Source organism: Curtobacterium sp. MCBD17_035 (assembly GCF_003234815.2).
GTDB lineage: Bacteria > Actinomycetota > Actinomycetes > Actinomycetales > Microbacteriaceae > Curtobacterium.
This window is the reverse complement of record NZ_CP126279.1, coordinates 2,145,832-2,171,096: the sequence shown is the minus strand read 5'-3', so window position 1 is coordinate 2,171,096 and position 25,265 is coordinate 2,145,832. Positions and strand designations below refer to the sequence as shown.

Sequence of the window (25,265 nt, the reverse complement as noted above, 5' to 3'; positions counted from 1 at the left end):
CGCCCCCGCCCGCCGACAGGAAGCCGCTCCGTGCCCCGCTCCGACACCACCGCCACCGCCCTCGTGATCGGAGCCGGGATCGCCGGCGCCGCCACCGCGTTCGCCCTGGCGCGCCGTGGGGTGGCCGTGACGGTCGTCGACGACGGCGCGACCGGGCAGGCGACCGCGGCGAGTGCGGGGATCCTGCAGCCCTGGTCGTCCGCGGTCGACGGGCCGTTCCTCGACCTCTACGCGGCGGGCGCCGCGTTCTACCCGGACCTGCTCGCGCAGCTCGCCGGCGTCGGCGTGACCCGGACCGACCACCGTCGGAGCGGTGCGCTCGTCGTCAACGCCGACCCGGCCCTCCTGGACGCCGCGGAGGCCCGGGTCCGGTCGCGGGCGGCCGTCGCCGGGTCGGTCGTCGGCGCGGTGGAGCGCATCACGAACGCCGAGGCCCGACGACGCTTCCCTCCGCTCGCCACGGGACTCGACGCGCTCTTCATCGAGGGCGGCGGACGCGTGGACGGCCGCACGCTCCGTGATGCGCTCCTCCTGGCGGCCGAGCGCCTCGGCGCGGTGCGGCGGGGCGGCCACGTCCGGTCGGTGCGCGTCGTGCAGGGCCGGTCGCTGGTCGACGTCGACGGCGCGGACACGACGGCGGACGTCGTCGTGGTCGCCGCGGGCGCGTGGTCACGGGACCTCCTCGCATCCACGGGTGCCGCCGTCCCGGTCGCACCGCAGCGCGGTCAGATCACGCACCTCCGCGTCGAGGGCGTCGACACGTCCGCCTGGCCCTCCGTCCACCCGTTGTCGCACCACTACCTCGTGGCGTTCGACGACTCGCGCGTCGCCGTCGGCGCGACCCGCGAGACCGGCAGCGGGTTCGACCCACGCGTCACCGCGGCCGGGCAGCTCCAGGTCCTGCAGGACGCGCTGGCGGTCGCGCCGGGACTCGCGGACGCGACGCTCATCGAGACGCGGGTCGGGCTGCGGCCCCTGCCCGACGACACCATGCCGGTCGTCGGTGCGCTGCCGGGTGCGCCGGGCGTCGTCGTCGCGACGGGGTACGGCGCGGCCGGACTGACGATGGGCCCGCTGCTGGGTGACGCCGTGGCCCGGTGGGTGCTGGGGGAACCGGCACCCGAGCTCGAGCACACCGCGCCCGGACGCGCTGGCGTCCGTGGCACCGACGCGCGCTGATCCGCCGGTCGTCCGGTCAGACCCCGCCGCAGGTGATCGCGCGGATCGTCGCGGCGTCCCCGCCGCCGACGCCGCCGACGAACGCGGTGGTCGGCGTGCCGTCGGTGAGCGGCTCGGACTCCACGACCCGTCGGTCGTCCTGGCCACCCTGCCGTGACGCGACGCCGATGGTGATCGTCGACATCGGGCAGGTCTCGTGCGGGGTGAGCCGGAAGCCGACGCACCCGAGGGTGCTGCACGCGTCGGGGTAGGCGGTGGCGGGGACCTGACCGTCGACCGACACCGGCAGCAGCGACGGGCGGACCTCGTGGCAGATGACGTCCTGGACCCCGGCGTACGCCTCGTTCCCGGACTCGACGAGGACGACGGGGACGCCCGCGGGGACGTCGACGAACCGCAGCGCGAGGCGGGTGGCGACGCCTGTCGCGGTGTCGGCGAACCCGACCTCGACGCGCGCGCGGCACGTCGTGGTCGTCGAGAGGGTCCAGGCCCAGCACCCGCCGTCGTCCGTGGCGCCCGGCAGCGTCGGTGACGGGTCGCAGTAGCGGCCGACGTCGGCGTCGGGGACGTCGGTGACGTGGACGTCGTCCTCGGCTCGCGGTGCGGGACCGCCGGCGCGCGTGCCGTCGGCGGTGCCCGGGCCTCCAGAGCGGCCCGCGGCCGTCACCGGACCGTGTGCCGGTGACGGCAGGGCGGGTACGACGAGTCCGGCCGCCACGACGAGGGCCGTCACCGCGACGACGGCGCTCGCACCGACCGTGTCCGATCGCCGTCGGCGGGTCAGCCGTTCGTGCAGCTGCGTGGGGGTGGTCCGCCCGGGTTCGACGAACGGCGAGGCGGTGGATGTGCCCCACGCCTCCGATGACCACGCCGTCACGGCCTGGTCATCGGTCAGCCACGGCGTGCCCAGGGCGTCCGCCCGCCGACGCGCCCGCTGCGGCACCGCCCAGGCACGCCAGCTCCGCGCGTCGGTCGCGATGCGCTCCACGGCGTCGCCGACCAGCTGTCGTTCACGACGGTGCGCCACGATCAGGCGCACGCCGCCGACGAGGATCGCGCCGCTCGCGACGGCGAAGGGTCCGCGCGAGGCCGCCCCGACAGCCGTGACGACGACGCCGGCCAGGAACACGACCGCTGCGATCCAGCGGGCGCGTCTGGCTGCCGACCACGACGGGCCGAGGAACGCGAGCATCGCCGCGCGATCGCGCGTCCAGAAGCGCCATCCGCGTGGCGCGGCCGGGAGGCCCGGTGCCGGGGCCCAGCCCTCCGGCGGCTCCCACAGTTGGTGCAGGGCGACCCACTCCGCCGACGGTTCGGGCCACCCGGGCGGGCGGCGGAACCGGAACGGCGGGGCCGCCGCTCCCGCGGGCTCGGACGGAACGGCGGTGTCACGGAGTTCCCCCATGCGGCGACCGTACCGGCGCCTCCCAGCTGCCGCACAGGCCCCTCTTCGGGGTCGGCGGTCCGGACGCGTCGTGCACGACGAACGACGACGGCCCGCCACCGAGGGGTGGCGGGCCGTCGTCGTGGTGACGGCGCTGCGGACTCAGCTCCGCGTGGTGCCCGTCGTGCCGGTGGTGCCGGCGTCGCCCTCGAGCTCGATCTCCTCGTGCGCGACGTCCTCGGTCACGTTCTCCTGCTCGGTGACGGTGTCCTTGCCGAGGCGGACGCGCTCGACCGGCACGGTCTCCTTGTCGACGACGACGCGCTCCTCGCTGAGGGTCACCTCGTGCTCCTCCTCGCTGAGCTCCGGGCCGTCGGTCGCGGCGCCGACGTTCGCGTCGGTGATCGGCTCGCGCTCGAGTCGGACCTCCTCGTGCTGGACGGGGACGGTGACGTTCTGCTGCTCGGTGACGACGTGCTTGCGGAGGCGCGCACGGCCGGTCTGGACCTGCTGCGTGCCGACCTGGAGGTGCTGCTCCGAACGGGTCATGGCGTCGTCGGTGTCGGGGCCGGAGGTGTCGTGGCCGGCACCCTCGAAGCCCGTGGTGCCGGTGCCGACCGTGCCCGTGGTGTCGGTGCCGACCGTGCCCGTGGTGTCGGTGCCGGTCGTGGTGGTGTCCGTGCCCGCGTAGGTGTCCGTCGTGCCGGTGCCGCCGGTGATGCCGTAGTACGAGAACAGGGTGTTCTCCTCGTCGATGCCGAGCTGGCCGTCGGCGTCCACCCGCGGGGCGTCCTTGATCTTGGCCTTGTCGTACCCGACGGTGAGCGTGCCGCTGCTGTAGTCCGCGTTCTCGAGCGGGACGAAGGACTCGGAGGTGCCGAAGAGGCCCGTCGAGACGCTGGCGAACAGCGGGTGACCGTCGTTCTGGTCCACGTAGACCTGCTTGACGGTGCCGACCTTGTCGCCGTCACGGTCGATGACCGTCGCGTCGAAGATGTCGTTCATGGTGGTGGTGTCGATCATCGCGTTCTCCCTGATGTCGGTGGTGCTTCTCGGGTCTGCTTCTCGGGTCTGCTCTGGAGCGCGTGGACGTCGGGCCCTGCTCCGGTGTGATCGCGACGCGCCGTACGGGCTGACGTCGACGAAGGTGATGCAACGCGTCCTCGGCCGTGCCGTCCCGCATGTCCGGGTGCCACCCATCGAACGGGGGACAAACGGAGCCGTTCGGCGCGCTTCTGCGGCCTGGGACCCGGCGCCACGACGCATGTCGGAGGATGTGGGGGACGTGCTCCTCCTGTTGCCGGTTCGTGCCGGATCCAGCCGCGTTCCCTGGCGTTCCCGGTGCCTGGGAGGATCAGACGCATGGCCTCCTCGACCTCGACACCCGTGCCCACCCGCCGTTCCGTCACCGTGCTCGCCGGCGGCGTCGGCGGGGGACGGTTCGCGCGCGGCGTGCGGCACCTCGCGCGGCAGCAGGACCTCGACGTCACCGTCGTGGTGAACACGGGTGACGACCTCTGGCTCACCGGGCTGCGCGTGTGCCCCGACCTCGACTCCGTCATGTACGCCCTCGCCGACGCGAACGACACCGAGCGCGGATGGGGGCGCGCCGGTGAGTCCGAACGCGTCAGTGCCGAGCTCACCGCCTACGGCGTGGGGTGGCCCTGGTTCACACTCGGCGACCTCGACCTCGGTACGCACATCGCCCGCACCGCGATGCTCCGCGACGGTGACGACCTCACCCGCGCCACGGCGCGGCTGGCAGCGCGGTGGGCCCTCGACGTCACGCTCCTGCCCGTGACCGACGACGAGGTCCCGACCCTCGTCGACGTCGACCGTCCCGACGGCACCCGGGACCGCATCCACTTCGAGGAGTGGTGGGTGCGCCATCGCGCCGCGATCCCCACGCACGGGTTCGTGCAGCAGGGCGTCGAACGGGCGTCGGTCAGTGCGGCGGCAGCGGCGGCGATCCGTGGTGCCGACGTCGTGCTCCTCGCGCCGTCGAACCCGGTGGTGTCGATCGGGACGATGCTCGGCGTGCCGGGGGTCCGCGAGGCGCTCGCCGCGGCCCGGGGTCCGGTGGTCGGCGTCGCCCCGGTGATCGGAGGTCGACCGGTGCGTGGCATGGCCGACGTCTGCTGTGCGGTGGCCGGCGTCGAGGCGACAGCCGCGGGGATCGCACGGCACTACGGCGCCCGCCGGGACGGCGGGCTGCTCGACGCCTGGCTCGTCGACGAGGTCGACGCGGACGCCGCGGCCGAGCTGCAGCGCGACGGGCTCCCGACCCGGGCCGTCCCGCTCTGGATGACCGACGACGACGCCACGGCCGACATGGCGCGGGCCGCGCTGGCGCTCGGGCTGGAGGCCCGGGGAGCGTGAGCGGAGCGGATGGTCGTCGCGGATCCGCAGCCAGCGTCATGACCTGACCGCCCGTACGATCGAGCCGGAGCCCGGACCGCGGATGCATCAGGCGCACGGGCCCCCACGACAGGAGGACGCATCCCGTGACCGGACCGACCATCGGCTACGCCGCCATGCTCGAGCAGTTCCACCCGACCGAGGCCGTCGCGCTGAGCGAGTACGCCGAGCAGCACGGGTTCTCGGGGGTGATGGCCGCCGACCACTTCCAGCCGTGGGTCCCCGCGCAGGGTCAGAGTTCGTTCGTGTGGAACGTGCTCACCGCCATCGGCGAACGGACCCGGGGGGACATGGGGCCCGGCGTCACGGCTCCGACGTTCCGCTGGCACCCGGCGATGGTGGCCCAGGCGTCCGCGACCCTCGCCGCCATGTACCCGGGCCGGCACTGGCTCGGACTCGGATCCGGCGAGGCGCTCAACGAGCACGTCGTCGGGCAGTACTGGCCCGAGACGCCGGAACGCATCAACCGCATGTTCGAGGCCATCGACGTCATGCAGAAGCTGTTCCGGGCCTCGGCCGCGGGCAAGGACGTCAAGCACTCCGGCACCTTCTTCAAGCTCGAGTCGACCCGGCTGTGGACCATGCCCGAGGTGCCGCCGGAGATCCTCGTCGCCACCGCCGGTCCCGTGACCGCCAAGCGCGCCGGGCGGACGGTCGACGGCCTCATCACGGTGGGGGCACCGCTCGAGAAGATCGCGGGCCTGTTCGCCAAGTTCGACGAGGGCGCGCGCGAGGCCGGCAAGGACCCGTCGACCATGCCCCGCGTCCTCCAGGTGCACCTGTCCTGGGCGCCGACCGACGAGGAGGCGCTCCGGAACGCGATGGTCGAGTGGCCGAACGGTGGCATGAAGTTCCCGAAGGCCGACATCCGCTCGCCGTTCGAGTTCGAGCAGATGGCCAAGCTCGTCCGCCCCGAGGACTTCGACGGCCGCATGGTCATCTCGAGCGACCCGGACGTGCACCTCCGGGCGTTGCAGCGGTACGCGGACCTCGGCTTCGACCGGATCTACCTGCACAACGTCGGGCGGAACCAGCGAGAATGGATCGATGTGTTCTCCGACGCGGTCCTGCCGAAGCTGACCAGGTGACCCGGTTCACCGTCTTCGCCATCCACGGCGTGCCCGAGGTCGTTCCGGGTGCCGACCTCGCCGCGCTCATCGGTGACGCCATCGCCGCGGACCCCGAGCAGGCGCTCGCCGACGGCGACGTCCTCGCGGTGACGAGCAAGGTCGTGTCGAAGGCCGAGGGGCGGACGGCCCCCGCCGCCGATCGTGACCGCGTGATCGCCGAGGAGACCGTCCGCGTCGTCGCCGAACGTCCCACCCCCGACGGGCGGGTCACCCGGATCGTGGAGAACCGGCTCGGCATCGTCGGTGCCGCCGCCGGGGTCGACGCCTCGAACACCGCCGACGGCACCGTCCTCCGTCTGCCGGAGGACCCGGACGCCTCCGCCCGCCGCATCCGCACGGCCCTGGAGGCCCGCTTCGGCCTCCGCCTCGGCGTGGTCGTCACCGACACGCTCGGGCGGGCGTGGCGCACCGGGCAGACCGACGTCGCGATCGGCGCGAGTGGCGTCCGGCTGCTCGTCGACCTCGCCGGGACCCTCGACGCGAGCGGACGGCCACTCGGGGTGACCGCTCCGGCGGTCGGCGACGAGATCGCCGCCGCGGCAGACCTGGCCAAGGGCAAGGCGACGGGTCTCCCGGTCGCGGTGGTCCGCGGACTCGGGCACCTGCTCGACGCCGACGCGCCCGGCGCGCGGGTGCTCCAGTACCCGGCCGAGCGCGACTGGTTCCGGCGTGGTTCCGCCGAGGCGCACCGCGACGGCTACGAGGCCGGTCTGGCCGCGGCCGCGGCCGCGGCCGAGCAGGCCCAGCAGACCCGCACCCACCGGATCCTGCCGCCCACCGAGGTGCCGTGACCCCGGACTGGACCATCGTCGTCCCGGTCAAGGGCACGGCGGGGGCCAAGACGCGACTCGCGGCCACGCCCGAGCAGGCCCTCGCCATCGCGCTCGACACGGTCGCCGTCGCCGCCACGGTCGCGCCGGTCGTGGTCGTGACCCACCCGTCGTCCGCGCCGGCCTTCCACGCCCTCGCCGTCACCGTGGTCGAGGACCCGGGCCGCGGCCTCGACGCCGCGGTGCTCGCGGGCGTCGCGACGTGCGCACACGGCCCGACCGCAGTCCTCCAGGGCGACCTGCCCGCACTCGACGCGGCGCAGCTCCGTGCCGCGCTCGCGGCGGCGGCGGCGTACCCGCGCGCGGTGCTGCCGGACGCCGACGGGACCGGCACCGTCCTGCTCACGGCACTCCACGGCCACGACCACCGCCCGCAGTTCGGACGCGGCTCCGCCCGCGCCCATCGGGCCCAGGGCTACACGGAGCTCGACCTGCCGGGCCTCACCGGCCTCCGACGTGACGTCGACACCCGCGCGCACCTGGCCGGCCTCGGGTCCGGCCTGGGGCCGCGGACGCTGGCGGCGTTCGCCCGGTCCTGATCCCGCACCACCACGACGATCCGCTGCGCACTAGGGTGAGCCCGTGCGGTGGTCCCCGGGCGAGGCGGATGGAGCACGCGCTGCTGCATCCTCTCCGGGGCTACCCCGGGGCACGCGGATCGACCAGGAACACACGCCTCAGGAGCTCGGGCGCGCTCCGCGCGCTGACGCTCCCGAACGGCACGACGAGTCGTCCGGGGACCACCAGCACGCTGGGCCGCCACCGACCTCGCGGCTCGTCGCCCCGGAGCGGTCGGCCGGTCTCGTCGAGACGGCGATCGCGCTCGCGGACGCCTTCCTGGCCGCGTCGGCGTGGCGACCCGCGGAGCTCTCGGCCGCCGGCACCACGACGGTCGGACGCCGTCCGGGTCTGGTCGAGCCCGCGGTCGCGGCCGTCCTCGCCGTGTACCCGCGCGCCCCACGGGACGCGCCGCGTCGGCTGGCCGGGGTCCTCGCGTCCGACCGCTCGTTCACCGCGGCGTTCGCACGCCTCACGGCCCGCCGGCCCGTGCGGCTCCGGGTGCGCACGGTCGCACCCGTGGTCGCGGCTCCGGTCGCGGCGCACGTTCCCGTCGTCGACGCGTTGCCCGATCTCGCGGCGCTGCTCGGTGTCACCACCGAGCGGCTGCTCTGGTTCGCCGACACCCGCGGGTGGAACCGTCGGGTCCCGGCCGGGAGTCCGCTCCACCACTACGAGCACCGGTGGGTCCAGCGCCCGGGACGGAACCCGCGGTTGCTCGAGGCGCCGCTCCACCAGCTCCGGACGATGCAGCGGGTGGTGCTCGACCAGGTGTTGGCGCCCCTCCCGCTGTCCGACGCGGTGCACGGCTTCGTGCGCGGTCGCAGCGCGCTGTCCGGTGCCGAGGTCCACGTCGGGCACGACGTCGTCGTGAGTGCCGACCTCGTGTCCTTCTTCGCGGCCGTCCCGGCCTCCCGCGTGTACGGGATCTTCCGCCGGGTCGGGTACGCCGAACCGGTGGCGCACGTGCTCACCGGACTGTGCACGCACGTCGTGCCGGACGCGGTGCTCCGCGCGATGCCGCCGGGCGGGGACCTCGACGAGCGGTGGGCGCTCCGCCAGGCCCTCGCCACGCCACACCTGCCGCAGGGGGCGCCGTCATCGCCGGCGCTGGCGAACCTGTCGCTCCGCCGACTCGACGCCCGGCTCGCCGGGTGGGCGCAGGCCGCGGACGCCGTCTACACGCGGTACGCGGACGACCTGGCGTTCAGCGGCGACGGCGCGATCGCCGCGCGACCCGACGCGTTCCTGCGCGGCGTCGACCGGATCGTCGCCGACGAGGGGCACGCGCTGAACCCCCGGAAGACGCGCGTGCGGCGGCAGGGGGTCCGCCAGTCGGTCACGGGCGTGGTCGTGAACGCGGTGCCCGGCGTCGGCCGACGCGAGCTCGACCGCCTCCGAGCGGTCCTGCACAACTGCGTGCGGTACGGACCGGCGTCGCAGGACCGCGGCGACCACGCCGACTTCCGCGCCCATCTGGAGGGACGGGTCGGCTGGGTGGAGCAGGTGCACCCGGCGCGCGGAGCGGCATTGCGAGCAGAGTTCGAACGGATCGCGTGGTGAGCGCGCGATGCATCTCAGGCCGGTCGTCGGGGGAGCGGCTGGGTGGCCAACCGCTCGAGGGTCCGCCGGAACGCGCGCGCCGTCCCCGGCCAGAGCAGGGTGAGCCGGCCGCTCCGCTCGTCGACGTACCAGCTGCGGCACCCGCCGGTCAGCCAGACCGTGCCCGCGGCCATCGCGTCGAGGTCCGCGGTCCATCGGCGCTCGGCGTCGGCGTCCACCTCGACCGTGCGCGCACCGTCGGCCCGCGCGCGTCGCAGGACCGCGACGACGAACCGTGCCTGCGTCTCGATCATGTCGACGGCGCTGTTGTGGCCGAGCGCCGCGTTGGGCCCGTCGACGACGAACAGGTCGGGGAACCCGGCCACCAGGGTCGTCGCCCAGGCCGTCATCCCGCCGCCCCAGTGGTCGGCGAGCAACAGGCCGTCGCGGCCCCGCACGCGTCGGGCGACGGGCGGGTCGGTGGCGGCGAAGCCCGTCGCGAGCACGATCACGTCGACCGGGTGCCGGCGCCCCGAGTCGGCGACGGCCTCCGTGTCGTCCACCGCGACGAGCGCCGACGACTCGAGCACGGCGCGACCGGACGCCAGCGCCGGGTAGTAGTCGTCCGAGAGCAGGACCCGCTTGCACCCGATCTCGTGGTCCGGGGTGAGCGCGCGTCGCATCGCCGGGTCGGGCACCTGCGCGGCGAGGTGGTCGAGCGCGAGCCGACGCAGGGCGTCGCGGGCGGCGCCGGGAGCGCGGCGGGCGACGTGCCCAGCCTCGGCCTGGTCGAACAGCGTGGCGCGCTCGCGCGCGAGGAACGCCGGGTCGGCCGCGGCGTGCTCGCGCTCCGTCGTCGGCACCGCCTCGTCGTTCCGCGGGACGACGTAGGGCGCCGAGCGTTGGAACACGACCGTCCGTGCCGCCTCGACCGCCACGTGCGGCACGAGCTGCACCGCCGATGCACCGGTACCGATCACCGCGACCCGCGCGCCCGCCACCGACGTCGTCGGGTCCCACGCGCTGCTGTGGACGACGGTGCCGGGGAACCGATCGAGCCCCGGCACGGCCGGCAGCCGGGGTTCCGACAGCCGGCCGGCCGCGAGGACCAGCGAGCGGCACCGGACCACCCCGCGGCTCGTGGTGAGGACCCAGCCGGCCGCGTCCTCGGGTCCCTCGTGCCACCGCGCGTCGAGCAGTTCGGTGCCGAAGCGCACGTGGGGCGTCACGCCCTCGGCGCGGGCCACGCCCTGCAGGTATGCCTGGATCTCCGCGCCGGGCGCGAACCGGCGGCTCCAGTCGGGGTTCGGGCGGAACGAGAACGCGTAGAGACGGGCGGGGATGTCGCATGCCACGCCGGGGTAGACGTTGTCACGCCACGTCCCGCCGACGTCGTCCGCGCGCTCGAGGACGACGAGGTCCCGGTGTCCCGCCCGCAACAGGCCCGACGCCACCGCGATCCCGCCGATGCCGGCCCCGACCACGACCGTGTCGACCACGGCGGGCAGGGTGTGCGAGGGCGACGGTGCGACCGGCCCGGTCACGCGGGGGAGCCCTCGCCCTCGCGCGCCACGGCCCCGTAGTCCGTCCGTCGCTCCCGCAGGGGACGTCCCGCGGCTGCCGCGAGGGCCTCGAGGTCCCGCCGTTCGAGCACGAGGCCCGCCTCCGGGCCGGCTGACGGTCGGAGCGCGCCGTCGAGCAGGACGCCGCCGACGTCGTCCGCGCCACCTCGGAGCACGTCGGCCGCCGTCGCGAGCCCGAGCTTCGTCCACGCCGCCTGCACGTGGTCGATCCGCCCCGCGAGCAGCAGCCGTGCGACTGCGATGACCGCGCGGGACTCCGACGGTGTCGGACCGGGCCCGGCGACCGCCGCGACCGCGGCGGGTGCGTCCGCCGGGACGAAGGGCATCGGGATGAACTCGGTGAACCCGCCGGTGCGGTCCTGCACGCGCGCGATCGTCCGGAGGTGCGCGACGACCTGTTCTGGCGTCTCGACGTGCCCGTAGACCAGGGTCGCGGTCGAGGGCAGACCGGCCGCGTGCGCGGCGCTGATCGTCTCGGACCAGGTCGTCGCCGGTGGGTCCTGCCCCTCGCTGAGCACGGCGCGCACGTCGTCGTCGAGGACACGGGCGGCCGTGCCGGGCACGCTCGTCACGCCGGCGTCCCGGAGCATCCGGAGGAACCCGGGCAGGTCGACCCCCGCACGGGCCGCGCCGTCGACGAGCTCGGGTGGCCGGAAGGCGTGCACCGACAGGGCGGGGGCCGCGCGACGGACCGCGCGGACGACGTCGGTGTACACGGCGGCCGGGAGGCTCGGATCGGGTCGTCCCTGCAGGCACACCTCCGTGGCGCCGAGCGCCGCCGCCTCCGCGGCCAGGGCGGCGACGTCCTCGACGGTCAGACCGTCCCCCTTCCCGGCCTCGTGGTCGTCCCCGACGAGCCGCGCGGTGTCGATGTTGCGGTTCACGACGTGGGTCACGGCGTCGAGTCCCGCCGCGGCCCGCACGCGGTCGGCGAGCTCGGCGAGCGCGTCGAGCTGCGCGCCACGGACGGTGAGCAGCACGGCGGCGTCCTCGTCCGTGATCGCGGACGGGTCGGTCCCGACGGCGACGGTCGCCGCGGCGAGTGCGGCGTCGACCCGGGGATCGCCGACGGGCGGTGCCGCCGCGTCGCGCCCGAGTCGCACCGGCGCGCCGTCGTCGCGGGTGGCGGACCGACCGCGGACGGGTGCCTGCTCGTCCGCGAGCCGGGTGACGGGGTCCTGCAGGGCCTCCAGAGCGGGTCGGACGGCGTCGTCGAGCCAGCGGTCGGCGTCGGCCAGGTACCGCGGGTGGGCGGTGAGCCGTTCGCGGAGCGTGTACCCGGACCGGGCGGTGAGGTCCGCGAGCGTGTCGAGTTCCGGCCACGGCCGCTCCGGGTTGACGTGGTCGGCGGTGAGCGGACTGACGCCGCCCCAGTCGTCGACGCCCGCGCGGACGAGCAGGTCGAGCTCGGCCGCGTCGGTGAGGTTCGGCGGCGCCTGCACGGTGGTGTCCGGCCCCATCACGACGCGCGCGACGGCCACGGCGGCGACGTACTCGACGAGGCCGAGGTCCGGTTCGTTCTGCATCGCCGTCCGGGGCTTCGCGCGGAAGTTCTGGACGATGGTCTCCTGCACGTGCCCGTACCGCTCGTGCAGCCCGCGGATGGCGAACAGGGCCTCGGCGCGGTCGTGGTGGTCCTCGCCGATCCCGAGCAGGACGCCCGTGGTGAACGGGATGCGGGAGCGTCCGGCGTCCTCGATGACCCGGAGCCGCAGCGCAGGGTCCTTGTCGGGGGACCCGTGGTGCACGCCGCCGGGTTCGGACCACAGCCGCGTCGCGGTCGTCTCGAGCATCATCCCCATGGAGCCCGCGACCGGGCGGAGGCGCTGCATCTCGGCCCAGGACATCACGCCCGGGTTGAGGTGCGGGACCAGCCCGGTCTCCTCGCGGACGAGCCGCGCCATGGCGTGCACGTAGTCGAGCGTCGAGTCGTACCCGTGGTCCGCGAGCCACGTGCGCGCCGCACGCCAGCGGTCCTCCGGGCGGTCGCCGAGCGTGAACAGGGCCTCCTTGCAGCCCATCGCCGCACCCGCACGGGCGATCGCGAGGATCGCCTCCGGCTCCATGTACGTCGGGATGCCGCGCGTGGCGAGGCCCCCGGGGGTGTCGACGAAGACGCAGTAGTGGCAGCGATCGCGGCACAGCTGCGTGATCGGCAGGAACACCTTCTTCGAGTAGGTGATGACGCCGGCGCGTCCGGCACGCTCGAGTCCGGCGTCCCGGATCCGGGAGGCCACGGCGAGCAGGCGGTCGAGGTCGCGACCGCGGGCTCCGAGCAGGGCGGTGGCGTCGTCCACGTCGATGGGCTCGTCCGACTCGGCGCGATCGAGGGCCCGGTCGAGCGCCGGGGAACCGGGGGCGTGCCGGTCCGGGATCGGGACGGCGGTGGGGACGGGCACGGATGTGGGCACGGTCATGGCGGGCTCCCGGACGGCGTGGGCGGCGGACCGGTGCTCGACGGAGCACCCCGGACCCAAATCGAGGCCCGATCGGTGACTCCACCGATGCTAGCCGGGCCGGCGGGCGCCGCCGTCCGCCGGGCCGGCGGGCGCCGCCGTCCGCCGGGCCGTCAGGTCGCCGAGGTGAGGTGCCGCCCGAGGAAGGCGACGTGGTCGGGTGCCAGGCGCCTCCAGAACGCCATGTCGTGGCCGCCGGCCTCGAACCCACCGGCCGGACGACGGGTGAATCCGTCGACGTACGTCCGGACCGCCGGTTCGAATCCGTCGCCGGTGCCGCAGTCGATCCGCACCGGGATGCCGTCGAGCGCGCGCTGCCGGCCCGTCACCGTGTTCGCGGCGAAGTCGGTCGGGTCGTCGAACGCACCGCGGGCGGTGGCGCCGGCGGTGGTCCACAGCGCGGGGGACAGCGCGGAGACGACACGGACGCGGTGGCGCCCGAGCACTCCCGCGAAGTGCAGTGCGCCGTACCCGCCCATCGAGTACCCGGTGAACCCGAGGCGGCCCGTGTCGAGTCCCTGCCGCGCGAGCAGGGGGAGGAACTCGTCGAGCACCATCGACGCGGGGTCGTCACCGTCGGCCCGCCGGTGCCAGTAGCGGTCGCCCCCGTCGACCGCGGCGATCGCGAAGGGCGCACCACCGTGGTCGACGTGCTCGGCGAGGAACCGGTCGAGGCCGAGCCGGTGCCCGAACAGGTCCGCGTGGTCGTCCCCGTATCCGTGGAGCGCGACGACGACGGGGAGCGCGTGGTCCGACGTCGGCGCCGCGACCGTCCAGCCCACCCGTCGACCGCGTCGTGCGCGCGAGGTGAACGAGCCCGAGCGCGTCGGGACGGGACGGACGTCCGGGATGCGCCCGGCGTGGCCGTCCAGGCCGAGCACCCGGTACAGGGTGGACCGCCCGGGGAGCGCCCGGACGTCGACGGCGGCACCGAGGGCACCGACCGCGGCGACGCCGACCGCCCCGACGACGAGTGACCGGCGCGTCACGACGGCGCGGCGGGATCCGGAGGGTGCGGCCATGGGGACGATCAGGCTCCGGTGTCCGGCGGCGCGACGTGGCGGGCGTGGTGCTCCGCCGGGACCCGTGTGCCACCGGCGTCCGTCGGGGCCCCCGATGCGAGGTGGGCCGGTGTGTGGTCGTGATGCTGCGTGGGCTGGGCGGGGGCCGTGTGGTCGGCGGCGGCCGTGTGCTCGTCGTGCGGCGTGGGCTCGGTCTGCGCGTCCTGCCCGGGCTGCTGCCCCCGTCCGGGCTGCTGCCCCCGTCCGGGCTGCTGCCCCTGGCCGGGCTGCTGTCCCCGTCCGGGCTGCTGCCCCCGCGGGAGCACGAACACGAGCAGGAACGCGAGCAGCGCGAACGCCGCGCTGACGAGCATGGCGTGGGCCGCGGCGTCGCCGAACCCGGTGGCGAGCGCGGCCTTCGAGCGGCCGGACACCGTCAGCGTCCCGAACAGCACCGACCCGATCACCGCGATGCCGATGGCTGCGCCGACCCGCTGGATCGCGTTGACGACCGCGCTCGCGGCGCCGGCCTCGGCGGGGTCGACGGTCGCGACGATGATCTGCACGTTCGGGGCGATGAAGAACCCGTTGCCGACGCCGGCGATGAACAGCGGCGCCAGGAACTCCCAGTTCGTCAGGTCGGACGCGTCCGTGAGCTGCAGGACGAGCCAGGACCACACGAGACCGATCGTGACGAGCGCCGTGCCGAGCACGAGGACGTTGCGTCCGAGCCGGCCCACGAGCCGGGCGCTCTGCGACGAGCCGGCGATCGAGCCCACGGCGAACGGGGTCGCGACGAGCCCGGACTCGAGCGCGGTGTGGCCGAGGCCGCTCTGCCAGAGGAGCGAGATCGTGAAGAAGATGCTCGTGAACGCGGCGAAGTACACCAGGGCGAGGATGACGCCGCCCGTGAACGCCCCGTGGCTGAACAGGTGCGGTGGGACGAGCGGTGCCGCGCCCCGGCGGCTGATCCGGAGCTCCCACAGCGCGAACAGGGCGATGAGCACGACACCGGCCGCGAGCGTCAGGTAGGTCCACAGCGGCCACCCCTCGTCCTGGCCCTGGATGAGCGGGACGAGCAGCGCGACGAGGCCCGCGGAGACGAGCAGGAGTCCGACGAGGTCGACGCCCTTCGCGCCCTCGCGGACGTCGAGGTCGCGTCGGGCCGGCAGGAGCGCGACGGCCGCGATGAGGGTCGCGATCCCGATCGGCACGTTGACGTAGAACACGGTGCGCCATCCGTCGGTGTCCCCGAACGCCTGGATGAGCAGACCACCGAGGATCGGCCCGAGCGCCGTGGACACCCCGATGACGGCACCCATGATCGCGAACGCACGTCCGCGCGTCCGCGGCGGGAACAGCAGCTGGATGAGGGCGGTGACCGCGGGCACGAAGATGCCGCCCGCGAGCCCCTGGACCACGCGGAACACGACGAGCCAGACGGCGTCCGAGGCGATGCCGCACGCGAAGCTCGCGGCGGTGAACAGCGCGAGCCCCGAGAAGAACACCCACTTGTGCCCGATGCGGTCGCCGACCCGTCCGGCCGGGATCAGCGTCAGCCCGAACGCGAGCGCGTACCCCGAGATGATCCACGACAGCGTCGCCTCGGACGCGTCGAGCGACTGGCGGATCGTCGGCAGGGCGACGTTCACGATGGTGGTGTCGAGCAGTGCGATGAACATGCCCGCGAGGAGCACGATCATCGCCTGCCAGGCGCGGCGGGGCACGGCGTCGGCGGACGGCTGCCGGGTGGTCGGTTCGGTCACGGGTCGCTCTCGGATCGAGGATGGGCGGTGCGCACCCGGCCCGGAGGGCGGGCGGTGCGGGGTCAGTCGGCGAAGATCTGCCCGACGGGCTCGCGCTTCTCGGCCTGGAAGCGGTCCTCGGCGCGACCCAGCGCCCAGTATGCCGACAGGGACATCGCGCGGCGCTCGATTCCCCAGCCGTCCTGCAGGATCGCTCGGATCGCCTGCATGGCGCCGCGCTCACCGTGCGCGAACACCGCGACCGGCCGGGAGGGCCGCGACAGTCCGCGAACGGCGTCCGTGAGCAGCGCCCCGGCTCCGGCGACGGCTCCGTCGGGCCCACGGCGGTGGAGCCACCGCACCACGACCCCGTCCGGGGCCGCGAGCGGGAGTTCGTCCTCGGGGCCGTCCACCTCGACGAACGCGCGTCCCGAGGCGGCGGCGGGCAGGGCCTCCAGGACGGCGGCCACGGCGGGCAAGGCGGAGTCGTCGGCCACGAGGAGGTGCCAGGTCGCCGGGTCGGCGGTGGGGGAGTAGCCGCCTCCGGGCCCGGAGAGCGCGAGGGTGTCGCCCGGCCGTGCGGACGCGGCCCAGACGCCGGCGACGCCCGCGTCGCCGTGCACGACGAAGTCGATCGTGATGGTGCGAGCGACCGGGTCGACGGCGCGGACGGTGTAGGTCCGGCGCACCGGCATGTCCTCGGGCGCGAGTCGGCCGCGGAGCGCGTCGAGGTCGTACGGCGGGGTGAGGCCGAGGTCCGGACGCGCGAACAGGAGCTTGACGTACTTGTCGGCGGCGCCGAGCCGGTCGGGCGACGCCCCGGCGACGAAGTCGTCGAACGCGGGGCCGCCGAGGTGCACGCGGACCAGGTGCGGGCCGAGGCGCTCGGTCCGGTCGACCACGAACACGTGCTGGGCTCGGGCTGGCCGCGGCTGGGGTCCGGCGGCAGCGGGTGCGGGGGGAGTCGTCATCACCTGCAGTCTCCCAGCACATCCGCGGTGTGACCGGGCATTTCTCGGTCGATTCTCGGAGCCGCCGTGCGCGGGTACGGCCACTGAGGCGAACCCGCGTGTTCTCACAACCCGCCCCCGGCCCGCTCATGGGATCGACACAGCCTGAGGCCGTTCGATCATCCCACGACCACCGGCAGGGTGCTGGCGTCGCAGCGGATCGGAGACCCCATGGCGATCGGGACGGTTGGGCGGGCAGCGCCCACACGGCGCCCCACCGAGCGGCAGCTCCGCCGGCGGCACCGGACGCGCCAGGTCGCCGTCGACCTGCTCGTCGTCGCGGTGTGGGTGTCGGCCGCCATGGCGCTCGCGCTCTGGCTCACGGCGGTCCCGGTGCGGTGGGACGGCATCGGTGTCGTCGTCACCGACCTCGGGATCGCGGCTGGCCTCGTCGGGACCGACCTCGTGCTCGTGATGATCGTGCTCGCGGCCCGCATCCCGTGGATCGACCGCGTGGTGGGACACGACAGCGCGATGGCCGTGCACCGGTCCCTCGGCAAGCCGTCCCTGTACCTGTTGCTGGCCCACGCGGTGCTGCTCGTCGTCGGGTACGCGCTCGCGGCGCACGTCGATGTCCTCGCCGAGGGGTGGGCGCTCGTCACCACGTACGACGTCTTCCTCTCGCTGCTCGCGATCCTGGCGATGATCGCGGTGGTCGTGACGAGCGTCGTCGCGGTCCGGCGGTACCTGCCGTACGAGGGCTGGCACGCTGTCCACCTCCTCAGCTACGTCGCGGTGCTCATCGCTCTGCCACACCAGCTGTCGCTCGGCGGCATGCTCGCGCACGGCTCGTGGCAGCGCACGTACTGGATCCTCCTGTACGCGACGGCGATCGGCGCGATCGGCTGGTTCCGGTTCACCGTGCCCGCGATCCGGAGCGTCCGGCACCGCATGGTGGTCGAGCACGTCGAGCGCATCGCGCCCGACGTCGTGTCGCTCTGGATCCGCGGACGTCGGCTCGACCGACTCGGGGCGCGTGGCGGACAGTTCCTCATCTGGCGGTTCTGGTCCGGCGAGACCTGGTGGCACGCCCATCCGCTGTCGCTGTCGGCGGCTCCGTCGAGCACGCGGCTGCGGATCACCGTCCGGTCCCTCGGTGCCGGGAGCGGTCGACTCGCGACGCTCCCGCCCGGAACGCGCGTGTCGTTCGCCGGACCGTACGGTGTCTTCACCGACCGCGTCCGGGCAGGCGACCGGATCGCCGTCGCTGCCTCCGGCATCGGCGTCACCCCGATCCGCGCGTTCCTCGACCACCTCGACGTGCCCCGGGGCGCCGTGACGATCCTCCTCCGCGCCCGGAGCGAGCGCGAGACCTACCTGTGGGACGAGGTATTCCAGTGGGCGACCGACCACGGCGCCCGCGTGTACACGAGCATCGGACCGCGTGGTCCGGGTCCGAACGGGTGGCTCGCCGCCGCTGACACGGCGCGCGGGGTCAGTGCGGGCACCGTCTGGCCGGGCATCGCGGACAGTGACCTGTACATCTGCGGACCGGACGGCTGGTCGGACCTCGTCGAGGCGGACGCCCGACGCGCGGGTCTGCCCGCGGACCGGCTGCACCGCGAACGATTCGACTGGTGAGGAGAGGGTGGTCATGAGGAAACGGGCACTCATCGGCGGGGTCCTCGCGTCGGTCGCCGTGGTCCTGGGGTCCTGGGAGGTCGGGCAGCCACACACGACGACCACCACGACCACCCCGGCGGCCAGTGGCGACGACGGTGGTTCGTCCTCCGGCTCGTCGTCGTCCGGTTCGTCGTCGTCCGGTTCGTCGTCGTCCGGTTCGTCGTTGTTCGGCTCGACGTCGTCCGGCTCGACGAGCACGGCGACGTTCACCGACGGGACCTTCACCGGCTCCACGGTGTCGACCCAGTACGGCGACGTCCAGGTGCAGGTCACGGTGTCGGGCGGCAAGATCACGGCCGTGACACCCCTCCACCTCACCGACGCCGAGCAGCGCTCCGTCATGATCAGTGAGCAGGCGGCACCGCTCCTCGAGGACGAGGTCCTCAGTGCCCAGTCCGCCGACGTCGACACCATCAGCGGCGCGACCTACACGAGCGACGCGTACCTGCAGTCACTGCAGGCGGCGCTCGACCAGGCGCGATGACGTCGATCGGGTCGGTGACACCGACAGGGGACCGCGCCGGCGTCAGACGCATCGACGCGCCCGACGGCGTGCGACTCGTCGTGCCGACGATGGGCACGATGGCGTCGATCCGGGTGGACGGACCCCGCGGCGACACCCGCGGCTTGGAGGGCCGGATCACCGCCGTCGTCGACCGGCTCGACCGCGAGTTCAGTCGCTGGGACCCACGCTCCCCGGCGAGCGCCGTCGCCCACGGCCGACTCCGCCTCGGCGACACGAGCGCGGAGCACCGAGCCGTGTACGCGCTCGCGATCGACTGGCGGAACCGCTCGGGAGGCGCGTTCGATCCCCATCGACCCGACGGCACCGTGGACCTCGCGGGCATCGTGAAGGCGCTCGCGATCGAGCGGGTCGGCGCCGTGCTCGACGACCTCGACGCCGTGGGGTGGGTGTGCAACATCGGTGGTGACGTCCTCGTCGCCGGCACGACCATGACCGGGCGCCCCTGGACCGCGGGGATCGTCGACCCCGCCGACCGATCGTCGCTCATCCGTCGCGTGCGGCTCCTCGCCCGGCACCGCGCCGTCGCGACCTCGGGGACCGCGGAGCGTGGCGCGCACATCTGGTCTCCGCTCGACGACCAGCCGACGAGCGAGCCGTTCGTCCAGGCGAGCGTGGTCGCGGCCGACATCGTGACCGCGGACGTCCTCGCCACGGCCGTGATGGCCGGTGGTGCGACCGCCGCCGCGCTCGCCGCGTCCGAGCACGGGTGCGTGGTCCTCGCGGTGCGGCCCGACGGCACGACCGCGACGTGGGGGCTCGACCGACAGCTGCAGACCCGGCGCGGTGCCCACGCCGTCTAAGGGGGTACCGGGCGCGAGCACCGCGCGGGCGTCGCTTCCGCTGAAGGAGGGGCGACGGGAACGATCCTGTTCGTCCCGGACCAAGGAACCGCCAAGGAACCGAGCGGCGCCCGTTCCGGCAGGTCGTGCTCTCGGAGCGGACGCACCGAGCCGTCATACGGGTGCCACAGGCGGGAGCGGTGTCATCGATCCGAGCGCTTCGCGGCGCTGCACACGCCCGGAGGTCCGGGAGCACCACGATCAGGAAGACCAGCCATGACGAGCACGAACGACACGGACCGACGCCCCGACTGGGAGCACACGCCCGCTCCCGGGGTGGACCAGCGCCCGGCGCCCGATGCGATGTCCCGGGTGTCCGGCGGGGAGCGGCGTGGCGGCGTCCCGGGATGGAGCGAGGTGCCGTCGGTGCGCGTGCCGCCCGTGATGTTGCCGCCGACCTCGGTCAGGTCGTCGCGGCGCTGGTTCTGGCCGGCCGTCGTCGCTGCGGTCGCGGTCGTGGCCCTGTTCGTCGGTGGCGTCGGCGGGTACGTCATCGGGCATCGGTCGTCCGGCACGACGACGCAGCAGTTCCCGAGCGGCGGGACCGGCGGGTACGGCTCGCCGGGCGGTGGGACGGGGGAGCTCCCGGGCGGGACCGGGTCGGGTAGCGGCACCGGCACCGGAACCGGAACCGGCACGGGCACGGGCACGGGCACCGGAACTGGAACGGGTGCCGACGCCGGTGACGCCGGCACGTCCTCCTGACCGCGCCGGCGGCCGCCTCGGGTCAGACGACCGACCAGCCGCCGTCGCTCGGCAGGACCGCGCCGTTCACGTTCGCGGCGTCGTCGCTCAGCAGCCAGGTGATCGCAGCCGCGAGCCGCTCCGCCTCGGCGGGCTGGGGCACGGCGACCTGCATGATCGGACCGATGCGGCCGGCGGCGAAGTCCGATCGCATCGGGGCCTCGATGTTCGTCACGACCGCTCCGGGCGCGACGGCGTTCGCGCGGACGCCGCTCGGGCCGTAGAAGAACGCGACGCTCTTCGTGAGGCCGACGACGGCGTGCTTCGACGTCGTGTAGGCGACGCCGGCGGCCGAACCGCGGAACGCCGCCTCCGATGCCACGTTGACGATCGAGCCCGCGCCGGCGGGGATCATGAGCCCGAGCACCGCGCGCGTCAGACGCATGGGCCCCGTCACGTTGACGCCCATGACGCGGTCCCACGTCGCGTCGTCGACCTCGGCCGGCGGCAGGAACGCGTCCATGATCCCGGCGACGTTCGCCAGGCCGTCCACGGTCCCGTCGGCGGCCGCGATGACGGCGTCGATCGTCGCGGCCTGCGCCACGTCGCCGACCACGGTGACGACGTCGTGCCCGACCAGCTCGCCGCGCAGGGCGTCGAGTCGGTCGGCGACCACGTCGGCGGCGACGACGCGGGCGCCCTCCTGCACCAGCCGGGTGGCGGTGGCCCGGCCGATGCCGGAACCGGCGCCGGTCACGATGACGGTCCTCCCGTCGAATCGCTTCGGGGTGATGGTCTGCGTCATGATTGCTCCTCGTCGAACGGGGCCGCGGGCCGGCCCGGAAGCAGTTATAGCACTCAGTGCCAAAAGGAGGCCTGGTGGCAGCAGCGAGGACGGGCCGCCCCGTCGAGGTGGACCCCGACCACGTCGCCGAGGTCGCGCTCCGGTTGTTCGCCGAGCGCGGCTTCGATGCGGTGACCATGGACGACGTCGCGGTGGCGGCTGGCGTCAGTCGCCGCACTCTCTTCCGGGTGTTCCGGACCAAGGACGACCTCGTCTGGGGCGGGACCGCCGAGGCGGCCGACCGGATCGCCGCCGAGCTCGCCGCGCTGCCGGACAGGGCCGACCCCTACGAGGCGATGCGGACGGCCCACGTGGCCGCGCTCACCTTCCCGTCGTCGCTCATCCCCGTGACGCGGGCCCGACTGCGTCTCATCGCGGACCACGAGCGATTGTCGGCCGGTGCCGTGACCCGGCTCGGCGCGGGCCGTGACCTCGTCGTCGGGGAGCTGCGCCGGCGGCTCGGACCGGACGCGTCGCCGCTGCTCCTCGAGGTCCGCACCAGCGCGATGGCCGCCGCGGTGTTCGCCGCGATGACCTTCTGGGCCCGACAGGACGGCGGCGATCCCGCGACCGTCGTGGACCGCGCCCTCGCCGGTCTCGTCCGGGACTGGTCGGCGGACGGCTGACGCCGCGAGGCCGGCGTTCGGGCGGCCCGGGTCCGCCGTCATCGGGCCGATCGACGTCGTCGACACGGGCGTGACCGAGTCGGCCGGGAGGACCGGGACCGGCTCGCGCAGGCCGGTCCCGTCCTCGAGCGGCTCGCCGCGGCTGCTGCCGACTAGGAGCGGTCCTCGCGGCGGCGGACCTGTGCGCGCGGGTCGCGTCCCGTGACCGGGTACGGACCGGTAACGCCCTCCCGGAGCGACGCGATGCGGAGGATCCGGTCGCGCTGGAGGAACCACCCGACCACGAGCAACGGGATGATCACCACGAGCGACGCGATCGTGAGCGTGCCGATCGGCCAGTCGATCGCCATGAGCACGAGCACGGACACCAGGAACGCGAGCGTCAGCCAGGACGTCACCGGGGCGCCGGGGAGCCGGAAGGTCGGCTCCTTCGCCAGGCCCTGCTTCGCCCAGACCCGGAGTCGCATCTGGCAGAGCATGATCGTGCCCCACGCGGTGACGATCCCGAGCGCCGACACGTTGAGGACGATCTCGAACGCCTGACTCGGCACGAACAGGTTGAGCACGACACCGGCGAGCGTGAAGCAGGCCGTGAGCAGGATGCCCGCGAACGGCACCCCGCCCTTCGACATCTTCGTCGTCCACTTCGGCGCGGAGCCGTTCATGCCCATCGAGTGCAGCGCCCGGCCCGTGGAGTACAGCCCGGCGTTCAGAGACGACAGCGCTGCGGTGAGCACGACGAAGTTCATGACGGATCCGACGACGTGCCCGACCTGCGGGTTGCCGATGGACGAGAAGAACGTGACGAAGGGGCTGACGCCCTCCTTGTAGGACGTGTACGGCAGGAGCAGCGACAGCAGGATGATCGAGCCGACGTAGAACAGCGCGATCCGGAGCACGACCGAGTTGATCGCCCGGGGGATCACCTTCTCGGTGTCCTGCGTCTCGCCGGACGCCGTCCCGACGAGCTCGATCGCAGCGTAGGCGAACACGACGCCCTGCACGACGAGCACCGCGGGCAGGAGCCCGGTCGGGAACAGGCCGCCGTGGTCGCCCCAGATCGAGAAGCCGGTGTGGACGCTCGCGCCGCCGGTCTGCACCGGGAACGCGAAGAACAGCCAGATGAGTGCGATCACGAGGAACGCCACGAGCGCAGCGACCTTGATGAGCGCGAACCAGAACTCGAGTTCGCCGAACACCTTGACCGCCACGAGGTTCGCGGCGAGCACGACGAGCAGGGCCACCAGGGCGAGCGCCCACTGCGGGATCGCGCGCGTGCCCGCCCAGTAGTGCAGGTACAGGGCGACGGCGGTGGTGTCGACGATCGACGTCATGGCCCAGTTGAGGAAGTACATCCACCCGGCCGCGTACGCGAACTTCTCGCCGTAGAACTCGCGCGCGTACGAGATGAACGAGCCGGACGACGGACGGTGCAGCACGAGCTCGCCGAGCGCGCGGAGGATGAAGAACGCGAAGATCCCCGCGATCAGGTAGACGACCGCCAGCGCGGGTCCGGCGGAGTGCAGCCGACCGCCGGCGCCGAGGAACAGACCCGTGCCGATCGCTCCGCCGATGGCGATCATCTGGAGCTGCCGGGGCTTCAGGCCGTGCTGGAACCCCTCCTGCTCGTGGGCGAAGTCGTTGCCGGACGCCCGTCCGGTGTCGTTCGCTGGTGGCCGTCCGGTGTCGCTGTGGTCCTGCGCGGTCATCCCGCCACCGTACCGAGGAGCTGCCGGACGTGCTCCCGGACCCGGTGGGAGGAGCGACGGTTGCGCGACGGTCGTCGTCCAGCCGTCACCACGTGTCAGCGTGGTTCCATGGACGGATGGCACCGCTCATCCGTCTCCTCGTCGCCGTCGGGTTCGCGCTGCTCCTGACCGCGGCGACGGCGCTCGTCCTCCACCTGGTGTTCCGAGCCCTCGCACGCCGAGGCCGATGGGCGGCCGTGCTGTCGCGCCGCACGAAGCACCCGACCCGGACGGTGCTGCTCGTCGCGTTCCTCTGGACCGCGTTCGCGTCCTCCATCCGGCCGGACGCCCGGCTCTACCCGTGGCGGGACGACGTCACCCACGGGTTCCTCATCGTGACCATCGCGGCGGGTGCCTGGCTGGCGTGCGAGCTCGCGATCTTCCTCGAGGACCTCGGTCTGCACCGCTACCGCGTGGACGTCCCCGACAACCGCGTCGCGCGGCGGATCCGCACGCAGGTGCTCATCATCCGGCGGCTCACCGTCGTCGTGGTCGTCGTCATCGCCGTCGGCTCCATCCTCCTGACGTTCCGGGGGATCGAGGCGGCCGGCGCGAGCGTGCTCGCGAGCGCGGGCCTCATCAGCGTCATCGCCGGCATCGCGGCGCAGTCCACCCTCGGCAACGTGTTCGCGGGCATGCAGCTCGCGTTCTCGGGCGCGGTCCGGGTCGACGACGTCGTGGTGGTCGAGCAGCAGTGGGGCCGGATCGAGGAGATCACGCTCACCTACGTCGTCGTGCACCTGTGGGACGACCGGCGCTTCATGCTGCCCTCGACGTACTTCACGACGACGCCGTTCGAGAACTGGACCAGGACGAGCAGCGAGCTCCTCGGGAGCGTCGACTTCGACCTCGACTGGCGGGTGAGCCCCGGCCAGATGCGGACCGAGCTCGACCGGATCCTGGTGACGACGGACCTCTGGGACGGGCGCACCAAGGTCCTGCAGGTCACCGACGCCGTGAACGGGCTCGTGCACGTGCGGATCCTCGTGACGGCGCACGACGCACCCGGCCTGTTCGACCTCCGCTGCTACGTCCGCGAGGAGATGATCGCCTGGATCCAGCGCACGCACCCCGATGCGCTGCCGCTGCAACGGGTCATGATGGTCGACCCGACACCGGACCGACCGCGCTCGCGGCGCGAGCCGTCCACCGCCACGAGCTCGGCGCTGTTCGGGGGCGACGAGGGCAGCGACCGCGCCGCGCTCTTCACGGGACCGATCCAGACCTCCGGCATCCGGCCGGACCAGATCCCGCCCGCCGACGCCGCGTGGCAGCGCACCCGCCGGGCGCCCCACGACCCGCGGGACGCTAGCGGACCTGCTGCCGGCCCTTGATCATCCGGTCGTCCTCGATGACGGTGCCGACCGCGACGATCGTCGTGGCGAGCCACGCGATCCACGTCAGAGCGAGGCGCCAGTCGCGCGGTCCCTTCCGCGTCGTCTGCAGGACGCTCCACCCGCTGAAGAGCGCGCTGAGCACCGATCCGTTGAACAAGAACTTCCGCACGTGTGCCTCCTGGTGTCGTTCCAGGCCACGCTA

The 25,265-nt window shown here is 74.0% G+C and carries 22 protein-coding genes; 12 read left to right on the top strand and 10 right to left on the bottom strand.

Annotated elements, in window-relative coordinates; translation table 11 throughout:
* Positions 1–30: 30 nt before the first annotated feature.
* Positions 31–1,179: an NAD(P)/FAD-dependent oxidoreductase gene (locus tag DEI93_RS10240; protein ID WP_111119289.1), complete on the top strand. Its 1,149-nt coding sequence runs from the start codon at positions 31–33 to the stop codon at positions 1,177–1,179.
* Between the two features lie 16 nt (positions 1,180–1,195).
* Here the strand turns inward: DEI93_RS10240 and DEI93_RS10235 are convergent, their stop codons facing one another.
* Positions 1,196–2,584: a hypothetical protein gene (locus DEI93_RS10235; RefSeq protein ID WP_111119290.1), complete on the bottom strand. Its 1,389-nt coding sequence runs from the start codon at positions 2,582–2,584 to the stop codon at positions 1,196–1,198.
* 141 nt (positions 2,585–2,725) lie between these two features.
* Positions 2,726–3,586: a DUF2382 domain-containing protein gene (locus tag DEI93_RS10230; protein ID WP_111119291.1), complete on the bottom strand. Its 861-nt coding sequence runs from the start codon at positions 3,584–3,586 to the stop codon at positions 2,726–2,728.
* Positions 3,587–3,925: 339 nt separating this feature from the next.
* Here DEI93_RS10230 and cofD point away from each other — a divergent pair, with 339 nt between their 5' ends.
* The 5 genes from cofD (at position 3,926) to DEI93_RS10205 (ending at position 9,062) form a co-directional block, all read left to right on the top strand.
* On the top strand, positions 3,926–4,942 hold the full coding sequence (gene cofD, locus DEI93_RS10225; RefSeq protein ID WP_111009571.1) for a 2-phospho-L-lactate transferase: 1,017 nt from the start codon (positions 3,926–3,928) through the stop codon (positions 4,940–4,942).
* Between the two features lie 155 nt (positions 4,943–5,097).
* On the top strand, positions 5,098–6,069 hold the full coding sequence (locus tag DEI93_RS10220) for a TIGR03557 family F420-dependent LLM class oxidoreductase (protein ID WP_111119321.1): 972 nt from the start codon (positions 5,098–5,100) through the stop codon (positions 6,067–6,069).
* Positions 6,066–6,902: a coenzyme F420-0:L-glutamate ligase gene (gene cofE, locus DEI93_RS10215; protein WP_258372181.1), complete on the top strand. Its 837-nt coding sequence runs from the start codon at positions 6,066–6,068 to the stop codon at positions 6,900–6,902. Before DEI93_RS10220 ends, cofE begins: the two co-directional genes overlap by 4 nt.
* Complete coding sequence (cofC, locus tag DEI93_RS10210) at positions 6,899–7,480, top strand: 2-phospho-L-lactate guanylyltransferase (protein WP_111119293.1); 582 nt, start codon at positions 6,899–6,901, stop codon at positions 7,478–7,480. The genes cofE and cofC overlap by 4 nt, the downstream gene beginning before the upstream one ends.
* A 43-nt stretch (positions 7,481–7,523) precedes the next feature.
* The gene (locus tag DEI93_RS10205) at positions 7,524–9,062 is read left to right on the top strand and encodes a reverse transcriptase family protein (RefSeq protein WP_111119294.1); all 1,539 of its coding nucleotides are present in this window, start codon (positions 7,524–7,526) and stop codon (positions 9,060–9,062) included.
* Between the two features lie 14 nt (positions 9,063–9,076).
* Here the strand turns inward: DEI93_RS10205 and DEI93_RS10200 are convergent, their stop codons facing one another.
* From DEI93_RS10200 to DEI93_RS10180, 5 genes are all read right to left on the bottom strand, one after another.
* Positions 9,077–10,585, bottom strand: coding sequence for a flavin-containing monooxygenase (locus DEI93_RS10200; RefSeq protein WP_220037851.1), 1,509 nt, complete (start codon positions 10,583–10,585; stop codon positions 9,077–9,079).
* A complete protein-coding gene (cofG, locus tag DEI93_RS10195; protein WP_111119323.1) occupies positions 10,582–13,041 on the bottom strand; it encodes a 7,8-didemethyl-8-hydroxy-5-deazariboflavin synthase CofG in 2,460 nt (819 codons plus the stop codon). The genes DEI93_RS10200 and cofG overlap by 4 nt, the downstream gene beginning before the upstream one ends.
* 152 nt (positions 13,042–13,193) lie before the next feature.
* Entirely contained in the window at positions 13,194–14,102 is a 909-nt protein-coding gene (locus DEI93_RS10190) for an alpha/beta hydrolase (RefSeq protein ID WP_111119295.1), read from the bottom strand.
* Positions 14,103–14,110: 8 nt separating this feature from the next.
* Positions 14,111–15,847 carry a DHA2 family efflux MFS transporter permease subunit gene (locus DEI93_RS10185; RefSeq protein ID WP_258372182.1) on the bottom strand — a complete coding sequence of 579 codons (1,737 nt, stop codon included), beginning with the start codon at positions 15,845–15,847 and terminating at the stop codon, positions 14,111–14,113.
* Between the two features lie 62 nt (positions 15,848–15,909).
* Entirely contained in the window at positions 15,910–16,797 is an 888-nt protein-coding gene (locus DEI93_RS10180; protein WP_111119296.1) for a siderophore-interacting protein, read from the bottom strand.
* 210 nt (positions 16,798–17,007) lie between these two features.
* Here DEI93_RS10180 and DEI93_RS10175 point away from each other — a divergent pair, with 210 nt between their 5' ends.
* The 4 genes from DEI93_RS10175 to DEI93_RS10160 all read left to right on the top strand — a co-directional run bounded on the left by DEI93_RS10175 (position 17,008) and on the right by DEI93_RS10160 (position 20,529).
* A complete protein-coding gene (locus tag DEI93_RS10175; protein WP_181435982.1) occupies positions 17,008–18,417 on the top strand; it encodes a ferredoxin reductase family protein in 1,410 nt (469 codons plus the stop codon).
* A 13-nt stretch (positions 18,418–18,430) separates the two neighbouring features.
* Positions 18,431–18,943 (top strand): FMN-binding protein, encoded by a 513-nt coding sequence (locus DEI93_RS10170; protein WP_111119297.1) that lies wholly within the window; start codon positions 18,431–18,433, stop codon positions 18,941–18,943.
* Positions 18,940–19,785: an FAD:protein FMN transferase gene (locus DEI93_RS10165; RefSeq protein ID WP_111119298.1), complete on the top strand. Its 846-nt coding sequence runs from the start codon at positions 18,940–18,942 to the stop codon at positions 19,783–19,785. The genes DEI93_RS10170 and DEI93_RS10165 overlap by 4 nt, the downstream gene beginning before the upstream one ends.
* Before the next feature lie 255 nt (positions 19,786–20,040).
* Positions 20,041–20,529 (top strand): hypothetical protein, encoded by a 489-nt coding sequence (locus DEI93_RS10160; RefSeq protein ID WP_111119299.1) that lies wholly within the window; start codon positions 20,041–20,043, stop codon positions 20,527–20,529.
* A gap of 22 nt (positions 20,530–20,551) precedes the next feature.
* On the opposite strand, the gene DEI93_RS10155 is transcribed toward DEI93_RS10160, so the two are convergent.
* On the bottom strand, positions 20,552–21,313 hold the full coding sequence (locus tag DEI93_RS10155) for an SDR family NAD(P)-dependent oxidoreductase (protein WP_111119300.1): 762 nt from the start codon (positions 21,311–21,313) through the stop codon (positions 20,552–20,554).
* 74 nt (positions 21,314–21,387) lie between these two features.
* On the opposite strand from DEI93_RS10155, the gene DEI93_RS10150 reads away from it, so the two are divergent.
* On the top strand, positions 21,388–21,978 hold the full coding sequence (locus DEI93_RS10150; RefSeq protein ID WP_220037852.1) for a TetR family transcriptional regulator: 591 nt from the start codon (positions 21,388–21,390) through the stop codon (positions 21,976–21,978).
* Between the two features lie 152 nt (positions 21,979–22,130).
* On the opposite strand, the gene DEI93_RS10145 is transcribed toward DEI93_RS10150, so the two are convergent.
* A complete protein-coding gene (locus tag DEI93_RS10145; RefSeq protein ID WP_111119302.1) occupies positions 22,131–23,687 on the bottom strand; it encodes an amino acid permease in 1,557 nt (518 codons plus the stop codon).
* 116 nt (positions 23,688–23,803) lie between these two features.
* Between DEI93_RS10145 and DEI93_RS10140 the strand changes: the two genes are divergently transcribed.
* Entirely contained in the window at positions 23,804–25,060 is a 1,257-nt protein-coding gene (locus DEI93_RS10140; RefSeq protein WP_111036569.1) for a mechanosensitive ion channel family protein, read from the top strand.
* Here DEI93_RS10140 and DEI93_RS10135 read toward each other — a convergent pair.
* Complete coding sequence (locus DEI93_RS10135) at positions 25,035–25,232, bottom strand: hypothetical protein (RefSeq protein ID WP_111026157.1); 198 nt, start codon at positions 25,230–25,232, stop codon at positions 25,035–25,037. The two genes, DEI93_RS10140 and DEI93_RS10135, sit on opposite strands and share 26 nt — an antisense overlap.
* Positions 25,233–25,265 lie beyond the last annotated feature (33 nt).